This window comes from Solibacillus sp. FSL R7-0682 (assembly GCF_038005985.1).
Lineage (GTDB): Bacteria > Bacillota > Bacilli > Bacillales_A > Planococcaceae > Solibacillus.
Window position 1 is genome coordinate 1,867,170 of the sequence record NZ_JBBOUI010000001.1, and the last position, 20,199, is coordinate 1,887,368.

19 protein-coding genes and 1 riboswitch are annotated in these 20,199 nt (G+C 34.4%); of the genes, 13 read left to right on the top strand and 6 right to left on the bottom strand.

The window, feature by feature from the left end; translation table 11 throughout:
* Positions 1-59 precede the first annotated feature (59 nt).
* Positions 60-737: an ABC transporter ATP-binding protein gene (locus tag MKZ17_RS09500; RefSeq protein WP_340723497.1), complete on the bottom strand. Its 678-nt coding sequence runs from the start codon at positions 735-737 to the stop codon at positions 60-62.
* Entirely contained in the window at positions 738-1,859 is a 1,122-nt protein-coding gene (locus tag MKZ17_RS09505) for an ABC transporter permease (protein WP_340723498.1), read from the bottom strand.
* Positions 1,860-2,061: 202 nt separating this feature from the next.
* Here MKZ17_RS09505 and ppnP point away from each other — a divergent pair, with 202 nt between their 5' ends.
* From ppnP to MKZ17_RS09520, 3 genes are all read left to right on the top strand, one after another.
* Positions 2,062-2,373: a pyrimidine/purine nucleoside phosphorylase gene (gene ppnP / locus MKZ17_RS09510; RefSeq protein ID WP_340723499.1), complete on the top strand. Its 312-nt coding sequence runs from the start codon at positions 2,062-2,064 to the stop codon at positions 2,371-2,373.
* A gap of 146 nt (positions 2,374-2,519) precedes the next feature.
* Complete coding sequence (locus MKZ17_RS09515) at positions 2,520-3,752, top strand: DNA polymerase IV (protein ID WP_340723500.1); 1,233 nt, start codon at positions 2,520-2,522, stop codon at positions 3,750-3,752.
* 131 nt (positions 3,753-3,883) lie between these two features.
* Positions 3,884-5,359, top strand: coding sequence for an MFS transporter (locus tag MKZ17_RS09520; RefSeq protein ID WP_340723501.1), 1,476 nt, complete (start codon positions 3,884-3,886; stop codon positions 5,357-5,359).
* Positions 5,360-5,760: 401 nt separating this feature from the next.
* Here MKZ17_RS09520 and MKZ17_RS09525 read toward each other — a convergent pair whose 3' ends face one another.
* Positions 5,761-6,855 (bottom strand): NADH-dependent flavin oxidoreductase, encoded by a 1,095-nt coding sequence (locus tag MKZ17_RS09525; RefSeq protein WP_340723502.1) that lies wholly within the window; start codon positions 6,853-6,855, stop codon positions 5,761-5,763.
* A 378-nt stretch (positions 6,856-7,233) separates the two neighbouring features.
* Positions 7,234-7,333, top strand: a riboswitch (purine riboswitch).
* 150 nt (positions 7,334-7,483) lie between these two features.
* Here MKZ17_RS09525 and MKZ17_RS09530 point away from each other — a divergent pair.
* Positions 7,484-8,779 (top strand): NCS2 family permease, encoded by a 1,296-nt coding sequence (locus tag MKZ17_RS09530; RefSeq protein WP_340723503.1) that lies wholly within the window; start codon positions 7,484-7,486, stop codon positions 8,777-8,779.
* Between the two features lie 805 nt (positions 8,780-9,584).
* Here the strand turns inward: MKZ17_RS09530 and yidC are convergent.
* Entirely contained in the window at positions 9,585-10,361 is a 777-nt protein-coding gene (yidC, locus tag MKZ17_RS09535) for a membrane protein insertase YidC (protein ID WP_340723504.1), read from the bottom strand.
* Between the two features lie 781 nt (positions 10,362-11,142).
* Here yidC and MKZ17_RS09540 point away from each other — a divergent pair.
* From MKZ17_RS09540 to MKZ17_RS09570, 7 genes are all read left to right on the top strand, one after another.
* Positions 11,143-12,060 (top strand): serine hydrolase domain-containing protein, encoded by a 918-nt coding sequence (locus MKZ17_RS09540; protein ID WP_340723505.1) that lies wholly within the window; start codon positions 11,143-11,145, stop codon positions 12,058-12,060.
* Positions 12,061-12,415: 355 nt separating this feature from the next.
* Entirely contained in the window at positions 12,416-13,402 is a 987-nt protein-coding gene (locus MKZ17_RS09545; protein WP_340723506.1) for a phosphotransferase enzyme family protein, read from the top strand.
* A 117-nt stretch (positions 13,403-13,519) separates the two neighbouring features.
* On the top strand, positions 13,520-14,020 hold the full coding sequence (locus tag MKZ17_RS09550) for a GNAT family N-acetyltransferase (RefSeq protein ID WP_340723507.1): 501 nt from the start codon (positions 13,520-13,522) through the stop codon (positions 14,018-14,020).
* Between the two features lie 249 nt (positions 14,021-14,269).
* A complete protein-coding gene (locus tag MKZ17_RS09555; protein ID WP_340723508.1) occupies positions 14,270-14,752 on the top strand; it encodes a GyrI-like domain-containing protein in 483 nt (160 codons plus the stop codon).
* Positions 14,753-14,888: 136 nt separating this feature from the next.
* Positions 14,889-15,023: a hypothetical protein gene (locus tag MKZ17_RS09560; RefSeq protein WP_340723509.1), complete on the top strand. Its 135-nt coding sequence runs from the start codon at positions 14,889-14,891 to the stop codon at positions 15,021-15,023.
* A gap of 437 nt (positions 15,024-15,460) precedes the next feature.
* Positions 15,461-16,591: a DUF6688 domain-containing protein gene (locus MKZ17_RS09565; RefSeq protein ID WP_340725531.1), complete on the top strand. Its 1,131-nt coding sequence runs from the start codon at positions 15,461-15,463 to the stop codon at positions 16,589-16,591.
* 70 nt (positions 16,592-16,661) lie between these two features.
* A complete protein-coding gene (locus MKZ17_RS09570) occupies positions 16,662-17,183 on the top strand; it encodes a D-glycero-alpha-D-manno-heptose-1,7-bisphosphate 7-phosphatase (protein WP_340723510.1) in 522 nt (173 codons plus the stop codon).
* 100 nt (positions 17,184-17,283) lie between these two features.
* Here the strand turns inward: MKZ17_RS09570 and MKZ17_RS09575 are convergent, their stop codons facing one another.
* Together MKZ17_RS09575 and MKZ17_RS09580 are read right to left on the bottom strand one after the other, a co-directional pair.
* Positions 17,284-17,937, bottom strand: coding sequence for a hypothetical protein (locus MKZ17_RS09575; RefSeq protein WP_340723511.1), 654 nt, complete (start codon positions 17,935-17,937; stop codon positions 17,284-17,286).
* Positions 17,930-18,448, bottom strand: a complete 519-nt coding sequence (locus MKZ17_RS09580; RefSeq protein WP_340723512.1) for a sigma-70 family RNA polymerase sigma factor — start codon at positions 18,446-18,448, stop codon at positions 17,930-17,932. Before MKZ17_RS09580 ends, MKZ17_RS09575 begins: the two co-directional genes overlap by 8 nt.
* 182 nt (positions 18,449-18,630) lie before the next feature.
* On the opposite strand from MKZ17_RS09580, the gene MKZ17_RS09585 reads away from it, so the two are divergent.
* The gene (locus MKZ17_RS09585) at positions 18,631-19,080 is read left to right on the top strand and encodes a protoporphyrinogen oxidase (RefSeq protein WP_340723513.1); all 450 of its coding nucleotides are present in this window, start codon (positions 18,631-18,633) and stop codon (positions 19,078-19,080) included.
* A gap of 2 nt (positions 19,081-19,082) precedes the next feature.
* Positions 19,083-20,015, top strand: coding sequence for a TRM11 family SAM-dependent methyltransferase (locus MKZ17_RS09590; protein ID WP_340723514.1), 933 nt, complete (start codon positions 19,083-19,085; stop codon positions 20,013-20,015).
* The last annotated feature ends 184 nt before the right edge of the window (positions 20,016-20,199 follow it).

The following is a 20,199-nucleotide window of genomic DNA, read 5'->3' on the forward strand; positions in this document are numbered from 1 at the left end:
AAAAGAGCGATTGCAGTCACCAAAAAAGGTGAGGGCAAACGCTCCAATAAATCTTATATTTATACTTCTTCTGTAAAAATACCATCTTCCATACGGTATACTTTATCGCAATATTCCAGCATTCGTTCATCATGAGTCACCATAATGGCTGCTTTATTTCGCTCTTTTACTTCTTTACGTATTTGTTTTACAACCTCAAATGCGCGGTTTGAATCTAAGCTTGCTGTAGGCTCATCCGCTAAAATAATAGCAGGGTTATTAACAAAAGCACGAGCGATGGCTACACGCTGACGCTCACCACCTGACAACTCATTCGGGAACTTTGTTAATTTATTTCCTAAACCTAATTCCGTCAATAACGTTTTTGCACTTTTTTTCTGCGCAGCCGTTACCTTTCCTTTCATTTGGCAAACAAGTAATAACTGATCGTATACATTTAAGTATGGAATTAAGTTTGATGTTTGCAAAATAAAACCCACATCTGTTAACCGGAAAGAAGAAAGCTCCTTTTCATTTAAATTCCCAATGTTTGTACCGTTTACTAACACATCTCCACTCGATGGCTGTAATAGGGCACCAGCAACCGATAATAATGTACTTTTCCCTGATCCAGATGGTCCAATAATCGCGACAAAATCTCCAGGGTTAACAGATAATGAAACATTTTTTAACGCTAGTACAGTTGAGTCGCCTTCTTTAAATGATTTCGTTACGTTTTTTAATACTAATCCCGTCATTTATTCCACTCTCCCAATCGCTGTTAATGGGTCAATCTTCGTTACTTGTCTCGCTGAAATGACAGACCCTAAAACTGATACGACTAATAAAATGACAGCATATACTAGAACCGTCATGAAGTCTAAATTAAATGGCATTGCTTCAGGTAATACCATCGCAGTTAAGTAAGTTAATACAATACCTGCAACAATGCTTATAAATGATAGGACAAATACTTGTGATATGATGGAATTTTTGATAAATCGATCAGAAGCACCAATGGCTTTCATCACACCGAATTGTTGTGTCTTTTGTAAAATAAACACATAAAAGAACACAGCAATGATAATGGCTGAAATAACAAATAAGAAAGCTAGCATCATATAAATAGTGGAGCTTTCTTCCTTATAACCTGGCATTCCCATCACGGCTTCTGATTTTGAAACAGTTTCAATTAAATCATATTGATTATTTATTTTTTCTGCCTCGATATTTTTCCCTTGCAGTGCAATCATCGATACAGGGTTCTCTAAGCCATTATTTGAACCAGGTGCAGCAAAGGCGTATGACTGCCATGTTTCAACATGTCCAAAAATAGTCGGTAAATGGTTAAAAGTCTCACCCTTGGTTATACCAATGACTTTTAATCGTAAATTTGAGCTTGTGACAATAATTGTGTCGCCGATAGTAAAGCCCTTTTTCTGAAGAGATTCGTCAATAATGACACCATATTTATCAGCTGGTTGTAGCGATTGCCCTTCAAAAACCGTTGGCTCAATAAATTTGCCCGGCTCAATTCCAATAAATGCCACGTCATGCTTTTCGTTTAAGTTCTGCATTTTTTCGTTATGCACAATAATCGTAGATTGACCAAAAGCCGCGGATTCATCGACACCATATTTACCTTCAATATCTGTACCGATCATTCCGGATACTTTCGTCTTCATCATTTTACCTTCTGAGCCTTCTTCATATATAAACAGGTCGCCGTCAATATTTTTCATCGTCGCAGCGGATAAGGATGATAGGCCATTACCAAGACCAGATAAAATAAAAACGAGCCAAGCGATAAGCATAATAATGGCACCAATCATAACAAAACGTGTTTTTGAATGCTTCATTTCTTTAAGTGCTAAAAACATCATGATTCCTCCAATACAAAATTAATTAATAAAACTCTTATTATGCGTACATTATTATATTACTAAAATGATTTAAATGGAATTAATATGAAAATCAAAGTAAAAGTCATCACAAATTAGCATATAACCGTTCGAATATTGGTTTTTATTATTTATAATTGATATGCTACCATAATCATAATCTGGGAAAAGGGGATATGAGATGTCACAATATGAAAATGTTACTTTTATTAAAAGGGCAAATATTTATTTTGAGGGTAAGGTAACAAGTCGTACGATTTTTTTAGAAGATGGTACGAAAAAAACATTAGGAATTATGCTTCCAGGGGAATATGAATTTTCTACGTCATTAAAAGAGGAAATGAACATTTTAGATGGAAAGTTGACCTATAAACTAGATGGTGCAGATTGGATTGAAATTAATGGTAGTGGGCTATTTTATGTACCAGCTGGCGAAGCTTTTCAATTAAAGGTAGAGAAGGTAACCGATTATATTTGTACTTATTTTAAATGAAAAATGCTTGTGCCTTCGTTTTTATGGACTAAGGCACAAGCATTTTTTTGCTTAAAATTTTTTTATCTTACGAACTATGAAAACAATGGAGTTTACTTTGATTCCAACACTTTTCCGTACTAAAATAAAGAAAAGGGGGGAAGGATATGGCAGGTAAAGTGATTTTCCATTTGGATATGAATAGTTTTTACGCATCGGTTGAGCAAGCGCACGACCCGAGCTTAAAAGGAAAGCCCATTGCTGTTGCAGGAAATGAGAAGGAACGTCGAGGGATTATCGTCACGAGTTCCTATGAAGCAAGGGCAATGGGGATTTACACGACGATGAATGTCGGGGAAGCAAAGCGCAAATGTCCGGAGCTGCTATTATTGCCCCCTGATTTTGCAAAGTACCGAGCAGCAAGTGCGGCAATGTTTGCCATTTTACGTAGCTATACGCATTTGGTGGAGCCTGTTTCAATTGATGAAGGGTATTTAGATGTTACAGAGCGAACAAAAACAGTGCATCCACTTGAGCTCGCTGATGAAATTCAAAAGCGCATTTTGAACGAACTAGATTTACCGTGCTCCATTGGCATTGCACCGAACAAATTTTTGGCGAAGACAGCATCCAATATGAAAAAACCAATGGGTATCACGGTTCTTAGAAAGCGAGAAGTCGATAAAATGCTTTGGCCTAAAGCGGTAATCGAAATGCATGGTGTCGGCGAAAGTACAGCAAAAAAGCTCGCTTCACTTAATATTCATACGATTGGTGATTTAGCCGTTGTGGACGAACGTCTAATTAATCGCGAACTAGGAAAAAATGGGGTTCGCCTAAAAAAACGTGCAAATGGTGAGGATAACCGAGAAGTCGATCCAAATGCAATTTATGATACGAAAAGTGTTGGTAACTCTACAACATTACCTCGCGATGAAACGGAGTACTACATTTTAAAGGAAACGTTTGAAAAGCTTAGTCGTAGTGTGTCTGAACGTTTAAAAGTAAAATATTTAGCAGGAACAACGATTAGTATACAAATACGCAATTTCGAATGGATCAACCAAACGCGTAGTAAATCAGTACGCAATGCGTTACAGCAATCAGATGAAATATTCGAAATTGCTTGGCAGCTTTTTTTACAGCATTGGGACGAGTCACCGGTACGTTTAATTGGAATTACCGTGTCGAATGTTGTTGATCGCTCTGAGCAAACTCAACAGTTAAACCTTTTCAATTTTGAACAGCATATTAAGGATGAACCAATTATCGAGCTTGTGGATGCGATTGAGAAGAAATTTGGCAAAGGGTCTTTAAAGCGCGGTGTACGTGTCAAATCTCGTAGCTATGCCTCGAAAACAAGTTTTAGCAAAGATTTTTTAGAAGACCATCAAAAATAAAATGGTAGTAATAATTGTAATCATGCATGTCTAAAATTTGCCATGTATTTTGAGAATTATTTTCAAGTAGCTAGGTAAATGCTCATAGCCCATGCTATAATAGAGTTGATTTTGTGCAACTGGAGGGGAAAATGAGTATTCATCCGATACGTTTTTTAAGAATAATGGGGCTATTAGATGGTCTATCACTCATTACTCTTTTATTTATTTCAATGCCATTAAAGTATTTTGTCGATTTACCGATTTTCGTGACGATAAACGGAAGTTTGCATGGTGGAATTTTTATATTATACGTCATTGCGATTGCTATCGTTCAGCTTCGTATTCAATGGAATATAAGCTGGTCAGTATTAGCCTTCATCGTAGGATTCATCCCATTTGGTAATTTTTTGTATGATATGAAGCTAAAAAAAATGCAACCGAATTTACACGTAAAGCCATTTCCTAAACATTGGCTCGTCTATGCAATCATTTTTTTCTCGTTTTTTGACTTATTCGTCCAGCTTCCAATTATGAGTACATATGCGCTTTCAGTTGGAGCTACTACATTTATAGCAGGAATTGTCGTTGGTTTGTATTCATTTACAAACACGTTCGGCAATATTCTTTCAGGTGTTTTTACGGATAAAATTGGCGCCTTCCGAATGCTCGTCTTCGGTTTAACTGCCTCTGCCATCTCCTTATTAGGCTATCAAATCGTTGATAATCCAACGACATTGTTACTCATTCGCTGTATACATGGTTTTAGTAGCGGCTTTATTACACCGGCAGCCTTTACGTTGTTAGCGAATATGCGAAGAGCAAATGAGCAGGGGAGCGGTAGTGCGGTGACAGGTTCCTTTGTAGGGATTGCTGCCATTGTTGGACCAGCAACGAGCGGGATATTAGCTAGTAAAATATCTGTTCCAAATGTGTTAAGTATCGTTGCGATTTATGGCGTACTTTTATTACTAGGTTTATTTTTCATACTACGAAAATCTTCATTGCCAAAAAAGGAAAGTACAGAGCAAAAGCAGCTATTTAAATGGAATACGGGGCTAATAAAAGCCTATGGTGGTGCATTCTTTTTAATGTTTTCACAGGGCGTATTAGCGTACCTTCTACCGATTCACGTCGAGGCGTTGGGCTATAGCTCACGGATGTCAGGTACATTACTTAGTGTGTTCGGCATTGTCGCTGTTTTAATTTTCATTTTACCTACGAATCGAGTATTTGATTATTTAAATTCGAAATATGCGTTGTTAATCGGGGTAGGGCTGTTAGGAGTTAGTCAAATGGCTATTGGTCAAGCATCTGAGACGATCTGGCTTTATGGTGCATTAGCGATGTACGGAGTCGGATTTGCATTCTTCTTTCCGTCGATCAACAAAATATTAATCGAATCGACTGTAAAGGAGACGCGCGGAAAAGCGTATGGCTATTTTTATGCGTTCTTCTCATTAGGTGTCGTCGCAGGATCCTCAATACTTGGCACGTTGAATTTAGTCGGAACGCCAGGTTTTATGTTTACAGCTTTTGTATTGTTAAGCTTTTGTATCGTCATAGTAGTATCGATATTCAGAGCAAAAGACCAATTGATCATGGTAAGTCAAGATATACAAGAATAACAATATGTATCACCATTTTTCTCATGCCGAGAGAAATGGTGTTTTTTTGGTTCTATAATATTTATTGGGGTATCTATTCAATTTGTGCAAAAAAAAGAACAAGATCATCCTTTTTTATATCCTTGAATTGTCGAGAAACAAGTAATGGAAATCAACGGACTTGTTTAGAAAAAACAAAAAGGTAGTGCCGATTGATGAATCATTATGACATTACCCTAACATCTAACTTAGAACCGTTTTTTTGTAAAATCTCTTGAATAAGAAAAATAAAAAACAGATAGAACGGTATCAATAAATAATACTTGATCTATCTGTTTAATTGTTGCAATCATTATCAAACCAATTACGAAACGGATAATAAATTTAGGTCAGTTCGTCATAGGAATGCCTTTTTAAAAAAATTATTTTACGCCTGGCACCCAACCAACATTACGTTTCATCCTGTCCATTAGTGGCTCTGGAATGTGATTATCCCGACTCATATCCATTTCAGTAATAACTCGTTCACCAGCTGCTACTTTTTCTACCCAGTGAGGTTCAATTAATAGCTCACGACCAAGAGCAAGTAAATCAGCACCTGTTTCCATCGCTTCTTTCGCATCTTCTGGTGAATAAATTGAACCAACACCGATAAACGGTACACGACCATCGATTACGCGTTTTAAAATTTTAATCCGATTTTCTTTTTTACCGCTATAACGACGCGCTTCTGAACGGAAATCCCCTAATGAAATGTGTAAGTAATCTAGTTTATCATCTGCTAAACAATCTATAAGTTGAATCGTTTCATCTAGAGTAATCCCGTCTTCTTCAGGCTCTTCTGGGCTAAAACGATAACCAATAATAAATTGATCATTAGCATATTGCGCTTTTACACGGTTTACACAATCGATAATTTCTAATAAGAATGTCATACGTTTTTCAACAGAGCCACCGTAACGATCTGTACGTTTATTTGTAAAGCCTGAGAAGAATTGTTGTAATAAATACGTATTGGCACCGTGAATTTCCACACCATCAAATCCTGCTTCAATTGCTCGACGTGTCGTTTCACCAAATGCTACGACAATTTCCTCAATTTCTTCAACCGTTAATGCACGGGCCACACCGCCATCTGCTGCAACGGTTTCACTTGCACTTACGACATCGCCATTTGGCACAAGGTCACGTACTGCTTGGCGTCCACCATGATAGATTTGTAAAATTGCTTTGGCGCCACCGTCATGAATCGCATTCGCAATACGTTTTAAGCTCGGAATGTATTCATCGCTATGCGCTGAGATTTGACCTGGGAATCCTTTTCCATTAGGGATCACGTAAGCACATGCTGTAATCACCGCACCGACACCATATGAGCGCTCACGGTAATATGTAATTTCCGCATCTGATACTGTATCATCAGTATTTGCTGAGTAAGTTGTCATCGGCGCCATTACGTAACGATTGCGAATTGTGACACCGTTATTAAAAGTAAATTGTGTAAAAAAATTTGTCATGTTATTCACTCCTTCTAAAAATAGAGTAAAATTATCGGATTTAAAAGTCAAAGATCATGCATTACTACTATTTTCCGAATCATAATGAAAAGAGCAGTAGAAAGGATAACTGTATAAAGATTGCACGGCTTGCGGATTGGAGGTAAAGGGGAATAAAGTGCGGTCGAACTAGGTGTTAGAATATCAATCAGATGCTTGGTCAGTAATGTGGATTTTTTCATCTTTTGTGCAATGCTATTTCACCGAACTTTTTGTAAGTCAAGAATAATCCTAACTTTTTGCTCTTTTTTGAATATTATTATATTAATAAGATAATAAAATATTATGATTTATACTATTGACGATTTAAATTTAACTTGATATTATTCTCCTATTGTTTTTAAAAGAAAAGATATACCTTGTATAAATTCAAGAAGACGGCTTGAAAGTTTCTACCAGCTACCGATAATAGCTGACTACAAGGAATGGGAAATTAATGATATATTTTTATTCCATTTTGTAGAAAAGCTTTGGCCGATTATTGGTCAAAGCTTTTTTTGTATTCTCGGATAATAAATGAATTATTTCTAAAATGACAGTTAAACTCATTCCCGTTCAATCTTTAATCTAGCAAATAGGAGATTACAACATGAAAAACTTTTTTAAATTTGCAGAACGGGGTACTTCCTATAAAACGGAAACACTCGCAGGGATTACGACCTTCTTATCGATCGCCTATATTTTAATCGTCAATCCAATTATCCTAAGCCAATCTGGAATGGATCACGGAGCTGTATTTACTGCAACTGCGCTTACGGCAATTATCGGCACACTGCTGATGGGCTTACTAGCGAACTTCCCAATTGCTATTGCACCGAGTATGGGATTAAACTCATTCTTTACGTTTTCAGTATGTATTGGAATGGGTATTGATTGGCAAATCACTTTAACGGGTGTTTTTGTTGCCGGTATTATTTTTATGTTATTAAGTTTATTTAAAATCCGAGAAAAGATTATTAATATCATCCCAATCGATTTAAAATATGCGATTGCTTCGGGTATTGGATTCTTTATCACTTTTATCGGGTTGAAAAATGGTGGCCTTGTGGTCGGTAATCCAGATACATTTGTGTCGATTGGCGATTTGACGTCACCGATGACACTACTTGCTATTCTAGGTCTTATTATTACGATTATTATGTTAGTACGTGGTATTAATGGTGGTATTTTCTACGGAATGGTTATAACAACGATTGTTGGTATGATTTTCGGATTAATCGATGTGCCTGCATCGATTGTTGGCAGTATCCCGAGCATTGAACCGACATTTGGTGTTGTGTTTGGCCATTTAGATGAGATTTTTACACCAGAAATTCTAACAGTTATTTTCACGTTCTTAATTGTAGCCTTCTTTGATACAGCGGGTGCATTAATTGGACTAACGAGTCAAGCAGGCATGATGAAAGACAACAAGATTCCGAACATTGGTAAAGGCTTACTTGCAGATTCGGCAGCGGGTGTAATTGGCGCTGTTTTAGGTACATCAACACCTGCAACAAGCGTTGAATCTTCTGCAGGTATTGCTGTCGGAGGAAAAACCGGCTTTACATCTGTTGTAATTGCTGCTTGTTTTGTCATTGCTTTATTCTTCTCCCCACTTGTGAACGTTATTTCAGTGGAAGTGACATCAGCTGCATTAATTATTGTAGGTGCACTCATGGCCATGGAAATCCGTCGAATCAACTGGACGAAGTTAGAAATTGTCATTCCGTCATTTTTAACAATTATTATGATGCCGCTAACTTCTAGTGTGGTCATCGGGATTGGGTTAGGTTTTGTTCTATATCCAATTTGCTTAGTCGCACAAAAGCGTTCTAAAGAAGTGCATCCCATTATGTATGTGCTTTGTTTATTATTCATTTTATACTTTGCTTTTATTGTATAAGAAAGAGAGCAACACTAGTAGGGACATACATTCATTCTCTTTAAGTAATGAAATTTTGGGGTTAAACTATATAAGGCATAGTATACAATTAGAAATTATAAGGATAGATGAGCTTGAAGGAATTCGCTCTATCTATCCTCTTTTTGTTCTAAAAATATTCCCAATTTTCACAAAAACTAATAACTTCTTTCAATGCTTCTTACTAAAATAAAAGGTCCAAGTCAGTTGAAGAATATAGTTTATTGAATATAAGGTATCTTGATCCCTTTAAAAAGATGAGTGGTTTTTCTCCTAAGCCATTGCTAATGATAAATGGCGACCAAGATAATGATTCACATTATTTTTATTCATTAGAACTATACAAAAAATTATTACCGTTGTATGCTGAAAAACCTAATTATTTAAAACTTAGTATGCCTTTCATTAATCATCAATTTAATTATGATATGAAACAAGAAGCGTGTGAATGGTTAGAAAAACATCTGGGTTAATCAATTTAAAGGTAATTCTAAGGAATTTATAAAGTTCACAAAATACTATTTTAATTTAAATGACGATTCAGTATTAGAAGACTGGTTAAAAATAGATATGTAGAATTCCCCAAAGTTTCCGTGGCTGCCGCATTGCGCCATATTCTTTAATCACCTTCTATGGAAGTGTATAGGTCATTTTAGTATTTGAAGTCAGTTTAATGGAAGAAAAAAACAAAGGAGCATAATGATCTCATGCTCCTTTGTTTATAATTGAATGAAGGTTTTTCTTTTAAGACTAAACTTGCAATTTTAGTTCTTTCTTTCTTAATGAATTATCCTTTCGTATTGGGTTGCACAATTTGTATTGGATATAACCTTCTGCCCAAGATAGTTTGAATAATAAGGCATAATCCTCCGACCGACCAATACAACGGCAGTGCTGCGGGAGCATTACTAGAAAAAATCACAATCATTAACGGTGACAGTAATCCTATAAACTTCATTTGTTTTTGCTGCTCGATTGTCATATTAGATTGCGAAACTTTAAATTGAACAAAATATAATATTCCTGCGATTGCCGTAACAAATAAATCAGGCTGCCCTAGACTAAACCATAAAAATGAGTGGGAAGCAATTTCTTCTGAACTCGTAATGGCGTAGTATAATCCCATTAGGACAGGCATTTGAATAATAAGCGGCAGACATCCGATATTTAAAGGGTTGATTTCATGCTTTTGATACAATGTCAACATTTCCCTCTGTATCTTTTGCTTCTCTTCAGGATTTACAGCTTCTTTAAGTTTCCGCTGTATTTCATCTATTTCCGGCTTTGCAACCGCCATCTTTGCTCTCATCTCCTGCTGACTCTTCTGTTGTTTTAACATAAAAGGCATGATGATCAGTCGAATAAGGATGGTAACAATTATGATAGCAAAACCATAGTTGTCACCCAATACACTAGCAAGTCCGTCTAAACTGCTTATGAATGGATTGACTAAAATTTTATGAAAAGTACTATCTCCATTATTTTGTTGTAATTGGCAGCCTGATAACAATAATCCACTCAATGCAATACCCACATATAAAAATACGTTTTTTAATTTGTACACTCTTATCCTCCTAATAATGAAATTTAAATGGTAGGAAGAATAGAGATGTCAGCATCCTCATCAGAGTATTCGTATCTTTTGGTTGATCTTTGCAGCCAAACAATAACAGGGGATATAATAAAAATCTTTTTTTTCACTGCTATTTGTGTTAATGACTTAACTTGATCATAGATCGGATAATTTATATCAAAATATGTAAAATATCTGTTCGATAATAGAATATAGACGAGAGCAAAGTTTAATAAAAAACTGGAATAGATCGTAACCGTGACTGGTACATTCGTAAATTCGAGTAATAGATCTAACAATGAAATCACCTCAATAAAAAATCCAGATAATCTTATTACGTTTGGCAGTAAGAAAAGTTTCTGCATCCAATACTGTTTATGGGAAAATGATGCTGCTTTTCGAGTTGTATAAGTATATCGGTTTTTAAGAATAAAGAGAAATTACTAAAAGACTTGAGTGAGAGAACCGGAAGAAGTATCTTACACGAATTAGACGATAAAGATTTAAACTTATTAATTAATTATATAAATGATGTAACATCTACTGAAAATAATATAGTAGAAATAGATAGATGGTCAATTTGCAAAGAAGTTAAATAATAAAGACGGTTTAATAATGATTTGAATACACCACTTAAATCAACGGTAATCTAAGAATGATTATGCCTTTAATCTTGTTTCTTGAGGGTATGGAATTTATGTTAAAATTTAGGTGAATTATAAAGGGTTGCAGATATACTAATGACAAAGTTAGTGGGAGAGGGATTAAAAGTATGATTGAATTATCTTTTAATGAGTTAGAGAAGAAGGTCAAAAAGATTAAAATTGAAGCTTATGTCATTTATAAAGGAAATACACGAATCTTTGAATATTTAAAGAATAAAAAGGTCTTAGAGAAGCCTTCAAAGGTCTATTCCATTACAAAAAGTATTATATCTATATTAATTGGAATTATGGTCGATAAAGGGCTAATAAAAAATATTCACGAACCGATTCATCACTACTTTCCAGAAATATTAAAATTTAATAACCCAATGAAGGAGGAAATTACACTATTTCATTTGTTAACTATGACATCGGGAATACAAGTAGGAAATTTCCAATCTTCAAAAAACTGGATAAAGTTCATATTAGATCAACCAATGATACATAAACCGGGTACAACCTTTCAATATCATAATGGTAACTCTCATTTATTAAGCGCAATTATCCAAAAAATTTCTGGGACTTCAACCGAATCATTTGCCAAGAAGTATTTATTTCATCCATTAGGGATCAATCAATACATTTGGGTAAAGGACCCGCAAGGAATTCACGGAGGCGGCTTTAGTATTTCATTAAATGTAGAGGACTTAGTAAAGCTTGGATTATTATTTTTAAACAAAGGGCAATATAATTCAAAGCAGTTGATTTCATCTGAATTTCTCCAACAAATGATAAAACCGTACAAACAAGTTGATATCACTATTGAAGGAACACGTGGTTATGGTTACCAGTTATGGACCTATGAAAGTACTAAGTATAACAAACAATTGGAATATTACTATGCTAGTGGGTTATACGGACAATATATATTTATTGTACCGAAGTTAAACATAATGGCTGTAGTAAAAAGCCATTTACAATATGATCAGCAATCTGCACCTAGACTCTTTTTCGAAGAACTTTTAGGTAGTTGGATGGATGAGTAATCCATTTATACAAATCCAAAAGGGTATAACTCTCGTAGTCGAACAAAATATTAAATTTGTAATTAATAATTTTTAAACATCTGGTGCAAGAGTTGCTGTATAAACATGACATAGCAACTCTTTTTATTATTGTATTAGCTCTTATTGAATTACCCGGAGTAGAAAATATAAAAGAGGGATATGTTGTTTTATGTAGAAATAGAATTATTTGTGGCTATTGATTTTTTATAGCCGAAACTTACGGAAGGGGTGACATATTGAAAATGAAAGAAATTCAAAATAGCATGCTAATTAGAGGAATTACTTCTTAACAAAGATTTAATCCTCTCAAAGGCAATGGGAGGAAACATAAAAGATGATGGATTTAGGAAACATGGTAAGAGGAGTAGCTTCTGATGCAGTCGCTCAAAGTCTCGTTAAATTTTGGGAATATGACGAGGGGACATTAAAGTTGTGGCGTGCAAGCTCAAATTTTGTGTATGCTTTTGAACGTAATCAAGTTCAATATTTTTTGAGAATTAGTTTTGAGCAGGATAATTCTATTGATCAAATAATAGCTGAGTTAGAGTTTATGCAATATTTACAATTAAACGGATTTCCATCGGTAACACCAATTCGATCAATCAGTGGAAAACTTATTGAAACACTAAAAACACCCGAAGGAACATATATAGCTGTTGTCTTTAGTGCAGCAAATGGAATCAATTTGGACACTGATACGATTAGTGCAAAACAGATGGAGGAATGGGGAAAATCACTTGCCTCATTTCATTGTTTGTCAAAAACTTTTGAGCCAGTTTTTGAAAGAAGAAAGAGTTGGCTGGACACAGTACAATTTATGGAAAATGTATTTAAAGAACATCAAGGAGAACAATTAGCACTTCAAGAGCTAGGTAGGGTGACCAATTGGCTTCAATCATTACCTACTAACAAAGATGTGTTTGGGTTAATACACTATGATTTCCAATTAGATAATATCTTTTTTGAAGAAAATAAAAACCAGAGTTTTAATGTAATCGACTTTGATGATGCAATGTATCACTGGTATGTCCTTGATATTGTTACAGCCCTTGATGATTTTATTGAAGATAACAAACCTCATTCAAAATTACTGATTCAATCTTTCTTGAACGGATATCATTCTAAAATGGATTTAGATAGGAATGTAATAGCTCAATTTCCACAGTTTCAAAAGTATGCAAACTTATATAAATTCTCAAAAATATTAAAGAGTTTAGATTATGGAGAAATAAATGAAATGCCATCTTGGTTTGTTGAATTAAGGGGTAAGTTAGTTCGTGTTGCGGAAGAGTTAAGACAAAGCTTTCAAAAAACATGGTAATAGGATAATTTGAAATAAATTGGCCATTCCAATTTTTGGTATGGCTTTTTCTTTTAGCTCATTAATAATTATATAGTTTGAGAAATAGGAAGAGAGTTTAGGAGGGGAGATAAAAAAATGCTCGAATTACGAAAGATAACCGGGGATAACATTGATGAAGTAATAGCACTTGATGTTGAAGAAAACCAAAAAGACTTTTTAGAAACTACAAACCTCAGAAGCTTTGCAGACGCTCATATGTTGAACACAGACGGTATACCAGCGACTCCATTGGCCATTTATGCCGATGAAGTTGCGGTTGGATTTTTGATGTATATTTATGATACGTTGGATCATGAATCATTTGAAAATGAATTTTTTTACGGGAAGAAGAGCTATTTTATTTGGCATAATATGATTGGAGAGAGTTATCAAGGGAAAGGCTACGGCAAACTGGCATTTGAAAAAATACTGAAGTCTATTGAAACTATGCCAGATGGGGAAGCAGAATATATATCCCTCTTTTATCATACACGAAATGTCAAAGCGAAAACATTATACGCTTCATTTGGTTTCTTAGATACAGGAATCATTCAAGGTAATTCAATGTTGGCAATTAAAAATCTAGATAGAAAATAACAGAATTAATAGTAGAATAGAAAGGTTTAAAAATAAAAAAATGAAATCACGATGTTTATAAAGATGCGAAGCTTAATGATGAATTTCAACAATCCGGCGCTTTTCCGTAAAGGAAAGCGTCTTTCATCATGTAAAGGCCATTTTGTTGAATAAATATATACAAACAGATACTCTACCAAATAATAGGAGGGTATTTGTGTATATTATAGAAAAAAATTGTACAATGAATCTTATTAGGGGGTGCTACTGATGTCACGAGATATGATTGCTCAAAAGTCTGTTAAAGATTTAGAGGTGGTTAAATTAGTTGGAATTAGAGTAGTTTGTGCAGGAGAAAAGTATCTTGAAGAAATTCCAAAAGCTGCTAAGATCCTAAAAGAAAGAACGAATGAAATTAAAAATGTATTATTTTCAGGTCAACAAGTAGGCGCTTTTGTTGTAGAAGAATCCTCTCCAGAAGAAGATGGTTATTGGATTTGCGTTCAAGTTGATGAATATAAAGATGTGCCTGAAGATATGAGTACATTAACAGTCCCCCCACACAAATATGCTACTATTCTGCACAATGGTCCTAATTATCAAATAAAAAACAGTTATGAGGAATTACACCAATGGATTGCTATAAAAGGATTGAAAAGATCTAATAAAAGTTGGAATTTGGAATTTTACTTGAGAGACAATCAAAATCCCGATCATGTTCGAGTAGAATTATTCGACTCTATAATGGGTTAAACAGTTAATTATTTAAAAATAGGGCCTTTTTCAGCAATCGGGCAGGTTAGTTGAACAATCGATTATGTAGGAATGAAATATAGTAGGGCATCTTTGACAATCTATAAATAATGATGCATGAAAGGAGATAAAGAAAGTGATAGAAAATCAATCTCTGGATGGACAAGAACCTCCTACAATTGAAAAGCTTAGGGATATTCTTCAGTTATGGATAGGCATAAGCACACAAGAGATTATTGAGAAGGGAAAATACTTTGATAACTATAAATAAATATTTATAGTTATCAAAAGTTAAGTAATATCAAAAAAACAAAGCTATTTATTCATATTAATCATACAATTTTACCGCACAAGCTATTGAACTTATAAGTCCAGTTATTGCGAAAATATATGCAACTAATAAAGACATGGGGCTATAAATAAGGATTCTATATGTTCCAACAAAGCATAGTAACAAACCGCTAATGAAACCTATTAATAGTCGACTCTTATCCTTCAAGAATTACACCTCCAAAATAGGGGTTGGTTATTAATGAACAATACAAATCCGTCAAGTAATATCGACTTCAATAATAGAGCGCAATTCTTTAATATGAAATGCGTTTTTCTACATTAAATTGCTACAAAATTGTGTTAAATAAGTTGTTTAAGTACATTTTATGTAGTACGGTACTGTACCAAATTGGGGGGAGGTTACGTTTGATAATAATGCTGCTTTTAATTATTTTTATTTCAGTTCCTTTATATGCTTTTTTTAGAATGGTTCAGAGTTTTATTAAGAAAACAAAGTCGCGTAATGTTCAAGGTGGTTCATTTAAAATTATAGTAATTGATACCTATTATTCCTTGGTTATTTTATGTTTACTTATGGTTGGTTTTTTTCTAAATGGTAGTGCCGTAGATGGCGGTGAGCGTTTGCATATTTTTGAATTAACAGGTGTGAAGGCAAATGGATATGCTTCTCTTTCAAATGAATATATAGCATCAATTATCATCTTATTAATATTGGGTATGATTTCCTTTTGGATCGTAAGTCTTAACAATGGGGGGCTTTCACCGATTGTGTACGTGATATGTAGTACATTAATGATATCTAATATCCTATTTGCAGTTGCCTATCTTACACATACAGGCTTTTCACATGATGGGGAAGAATTTTCAGTATTCATTCTGCAAATTAGTTTACTCTCACTATTCTTTTTATATATCGCAAGATTGAAAGATTCCCTCAATCATTTTCTTGATAGCCAAAATGAAAAGGAGATAGAGTACGATAATAATTTCATGCTATTTCTCTACAAAATATCTAATAACTATAAAAATATGACAAGAATATGGGGAATATGTTTATTTCCGATTTTAATCATCATCCAGCTAATTTTGGTTTTATTTGGGCAACGTCCGGATAGTGTTATCCGTGCGTTCCTTGAGACGAGCTCTTTCAACTATTCGAAAATCCCTGCACCTAAACCACAGATAGTAGAAGGGGACGGGCATTATTTGTGTACGGTCTCTGCTAAAGGGCATAAAAAATTGGTCAAACCAATTAGAGCTGGTATTAGAGGTGGATTAAGAATTCCCGTGAACCGCCAGCTCCTGATTGCTAATGCCTTTGAAAATATTCTAGAACAATATATGCCAACCTTTCATAAAATCATCCGTAACTTTTACGATCGATATGGCTATCCAATAAGTAGGCATATTAATTCAAAATGGTCCGCAGACGTCATTTATCTTTTAATGAAGCCTTTAGAATGGTTCTTTCTTGTAGTGCTATATACAGTAGACAAAAATCCAGAAAACAGAATTCATATACAATATAGTGAATTGCGAAAGTGAAAGAAATAAACTTGTTCACATTGTAGTAATCGCTTTTTATTGAAGTAAATGGAAGCTTAATTGGTAAGGAGTGTATAAATTGAAAGTTGCATTCTTTGATAGAGATGGCACAATAATTGAAGATTATCCTGACAATAGTTGGACTAGTATAAAGCATCCAGTATTTATAGATGGATCAATTAATACATTAAAAGAAGTCATAAAGAAAGGTTATAAAATTATAATTGTTACCAACCAATACATTATTAATGAAGGATATATTACGATGGACCAATACAATGATTTAAATAATCAAATGGAAAGAGAGTTAACTCACCAAGGTGTTGAATTGCTTGATGTATTTTATTGTCCGCATGGAAAAGGTGAGGGCTGTACTTGTATAAAACCAAATATTGGGATGATAAAGGAGGCTATTCTTAAGTATCCTGAAATTAATTTGGAAGAGTCCTTTATTATTGGTGATTCAGCAGTCGATGTAGAATTAGCATTAAATATAGGAATTAAAGGTTTTGGAATTAGAGTCGGTTCTAATTACAAGGAAGCAAATATATATGAGTTGGACAGTATAAAAGATTTAACACGTTATATTTAATATTTATTATCGTTTTATAAGCGTATTCGACTTAAAATCGATTACGCTTATTTTTTGTATGGTAGAAGGTATTTTAAACATTAAAAGATGTAATTTCAGGCTAATCGGTATCATCCTCTATAAGCTTTAAATAGCCTTCATTTTCTAGAAGTTGCACTGGATTCGCAAATGATAATGATACATGTAAAGTTTCCATTGGAGTAAGCTCTGCTTTGATTATATGAGATGTTTCGTTTGAATAGAGGTAACGCTGTCCATAAGCAGTAAATTTCATTCCATTGTAATCTTTATAAGTTTTTTCAAACGCATCTTCATATGTGTTCAGAAATAAAATTCTAATTAATCTATCTTCATAAAAATAAAATCTTGCATCGCCATTATAATCTAAAGCATAGTCAGCGCCACTGCCATCTTCTTCATAATCTGTTGTATACTTTTCACCCAATCGCTCTACTACTGTTGATTTAGTAACACCTAAAGTGATGCCGTGGAGATAAAATCTACCTTGTTTGTCTTCAAATAGAGGCTGAGTAAAATCATTGGTACCGTTCGTTGCAGAATGCTGTTCAGAAATGAATAATTGGTTGAATAAAAAGAACATAGCACTTACTGTTAAAACAGTAGTGAGCATGATAATACCCCATCTAGTTTTCCGTGTTTGCTTATTGATTTCTATTTCTTGGACTACATTTTGCATTACACGCTGTTTCATATCTGTTATGTCATTTAGTTCTTTCGGTGTATAGTTATCCATTTAAAAGCACCTCCCACTCTATATTTTTTAGTTTGCTTTTCAATAGTTCTTTTCCTCTTCGTAATCTCGTTTTTATTGTGCTTTCCGGTGTAGACAGAAGACTGGCGATATCACGAATTGTCATGTCATTAAAATAATAATAGATGAGTGCTTCCCGATGCTTTAATGGCAATTTAAGAATTGCTTCTCCTATAATCGTTTGTTCGTCTTTTCTAATTAGTTCATCAACGTCTAATTTACTGTTCGAAGGAAAAATATTATTTTGTAGTTGTACTTTTCTATAACTCCAACTTTTCAAATAGTCTTTACACTTATTCGCTGTCATTTTATATAAAAAAGCTTTTAATTCGCCACATTCAACATAGGTATTTTGAGCATGATACAATTTAATGAATACTTCTTGCACAATATCTTCAGCTGCTTGCGGATCTTTTACATAGTAATAAGCTAAACGTATTAATGGTTCTGTATAGTCATTCATTATTTCTTTTAAGTCGTGAATAGTTACCAAAGATACAACTCCTTTCCTTACTTATAAAACGATTTACAGTGTAATAAAGTTTGGAATATTTGTAAAAAAATCAAATTTTTATTTTTGCACAACGAACAAATTGATTAACTAATGCGTGTTTATGTTTTGTAGGGTATACTATACAAGGTAATTTTTTAGAGCGAGTAAAGGAAGGAAAAATCATGACAAACATTCATTTGGAAGTATTAGAACGTTGCAGTAAAGAAACAGAAGATACAATACAAGCAGAGAACCAAGCGTTCGCACAAACAAAAATTAGCTATTTAAAAGAAAATCAAGGTGAGTTTATCTATGCGGAAAGCACACAATTTCAAGAAATTCGTGTGGACGCAGTTGCTTTAGAATTTGATGATGCTTTTAATTTTTATACGGCATTATTTGGTCTAAAGCTACAAAAAAAACACGGAGAAACGATTCGCCAATATTTAAAAGCAAATGTTAAATCTGCATTAGGAAGCAGTAGTGCATCCTTTTCTGGTCAAGAAGGACTTTGGGAATTAAATATTGCGGTGGATTGTATTGACGGCTTTTCAGAAGAGTTAACGATTCAGGAAGTGTATGAACTTCTTTCACAATTTGTTGCGCAATTATTACAAATTGTTGAAGTATAATGATGAAATACTTATATAGTTTTGCTTGGCAACGTGGTGAATACGAACTTTCACGCATGGAAATGCGCACATTTTTTAACTTTCATGTGGAAGGAAATGTTTTAATAAGCGAGCAAAAAATAGCCCCAAGTCGTAGTCCATACATGCGACTGCGTTTAGACATTTGGCATGAGGCAGAAACGATTGAATTGCTTGTTGCAGCGGTGCAGCACGTTGACTTACATGGGAAAACCTTTAAAATACATTGCTTAAATAATAGTCAGGACGCGATTGAGCCAAAATTAACACGCTCACTGCGCAATGATTATATGCGACAAATCGCGTTATCCATAAACGGAGAGCCTGAGTTAGACAGACCTGACATCGTACTAGGCCTTGTATTCGTAGACAATTGCTTTTATTTTGGTCAGCTTCATGAAGGAGAATCAGTGTGGCTAAAGCACATGCAAAAGCCTGAAATGTACTCGACCGCCTTAAGCACACGAGATGCCCGAGCCATCGTGAATATTGCGGTGCCTTATCCGCAAGGCTTACGTATTATTGATCCATGCTGTGGGATTGGCACTGTGCTTGTCGAAGCAATGAGTATGGGTATTTCTATTGAAGGACGAGATCTCAATAAACGCGTTGTGTGGGGTTCACGTATCAATTTAAGCCACTTCGGCTATGAACCAAATGTAGAAATTGGTCCGATTGAAGAAGCGAAGGAAGGCTATGATGTAGCAATTATTGATATGCCTTATAACTTGTTTACCCATACGACCGATGACTTGCAACAAAGTATCATTACGCATGCACGACGCATCGCAAAGCGCGTCGTTATCGTAACGATTGAATCGATGGACGATAAAATTGCCAACGCTCAACTATCAATTAAAGACCAAGCCGTATTAAAAAAGGGTAAATTTGAACGCCAAGTATTAATTTGTGAATAAAAGCATAAGGGTAAACATTTTTTATACGGTTAATTATACCTTTTGTAAAGTATAATAAAAAAATAGTAATTTTATTAATATGTACTGTTATTTAACCCTTGAAGTTAAAACTTGTCTTTTAACTTCAAGGGTTTATTATTTTTTTTAGGAATGTGCTCAAAAATTAACAGATATAAGGTCCAGA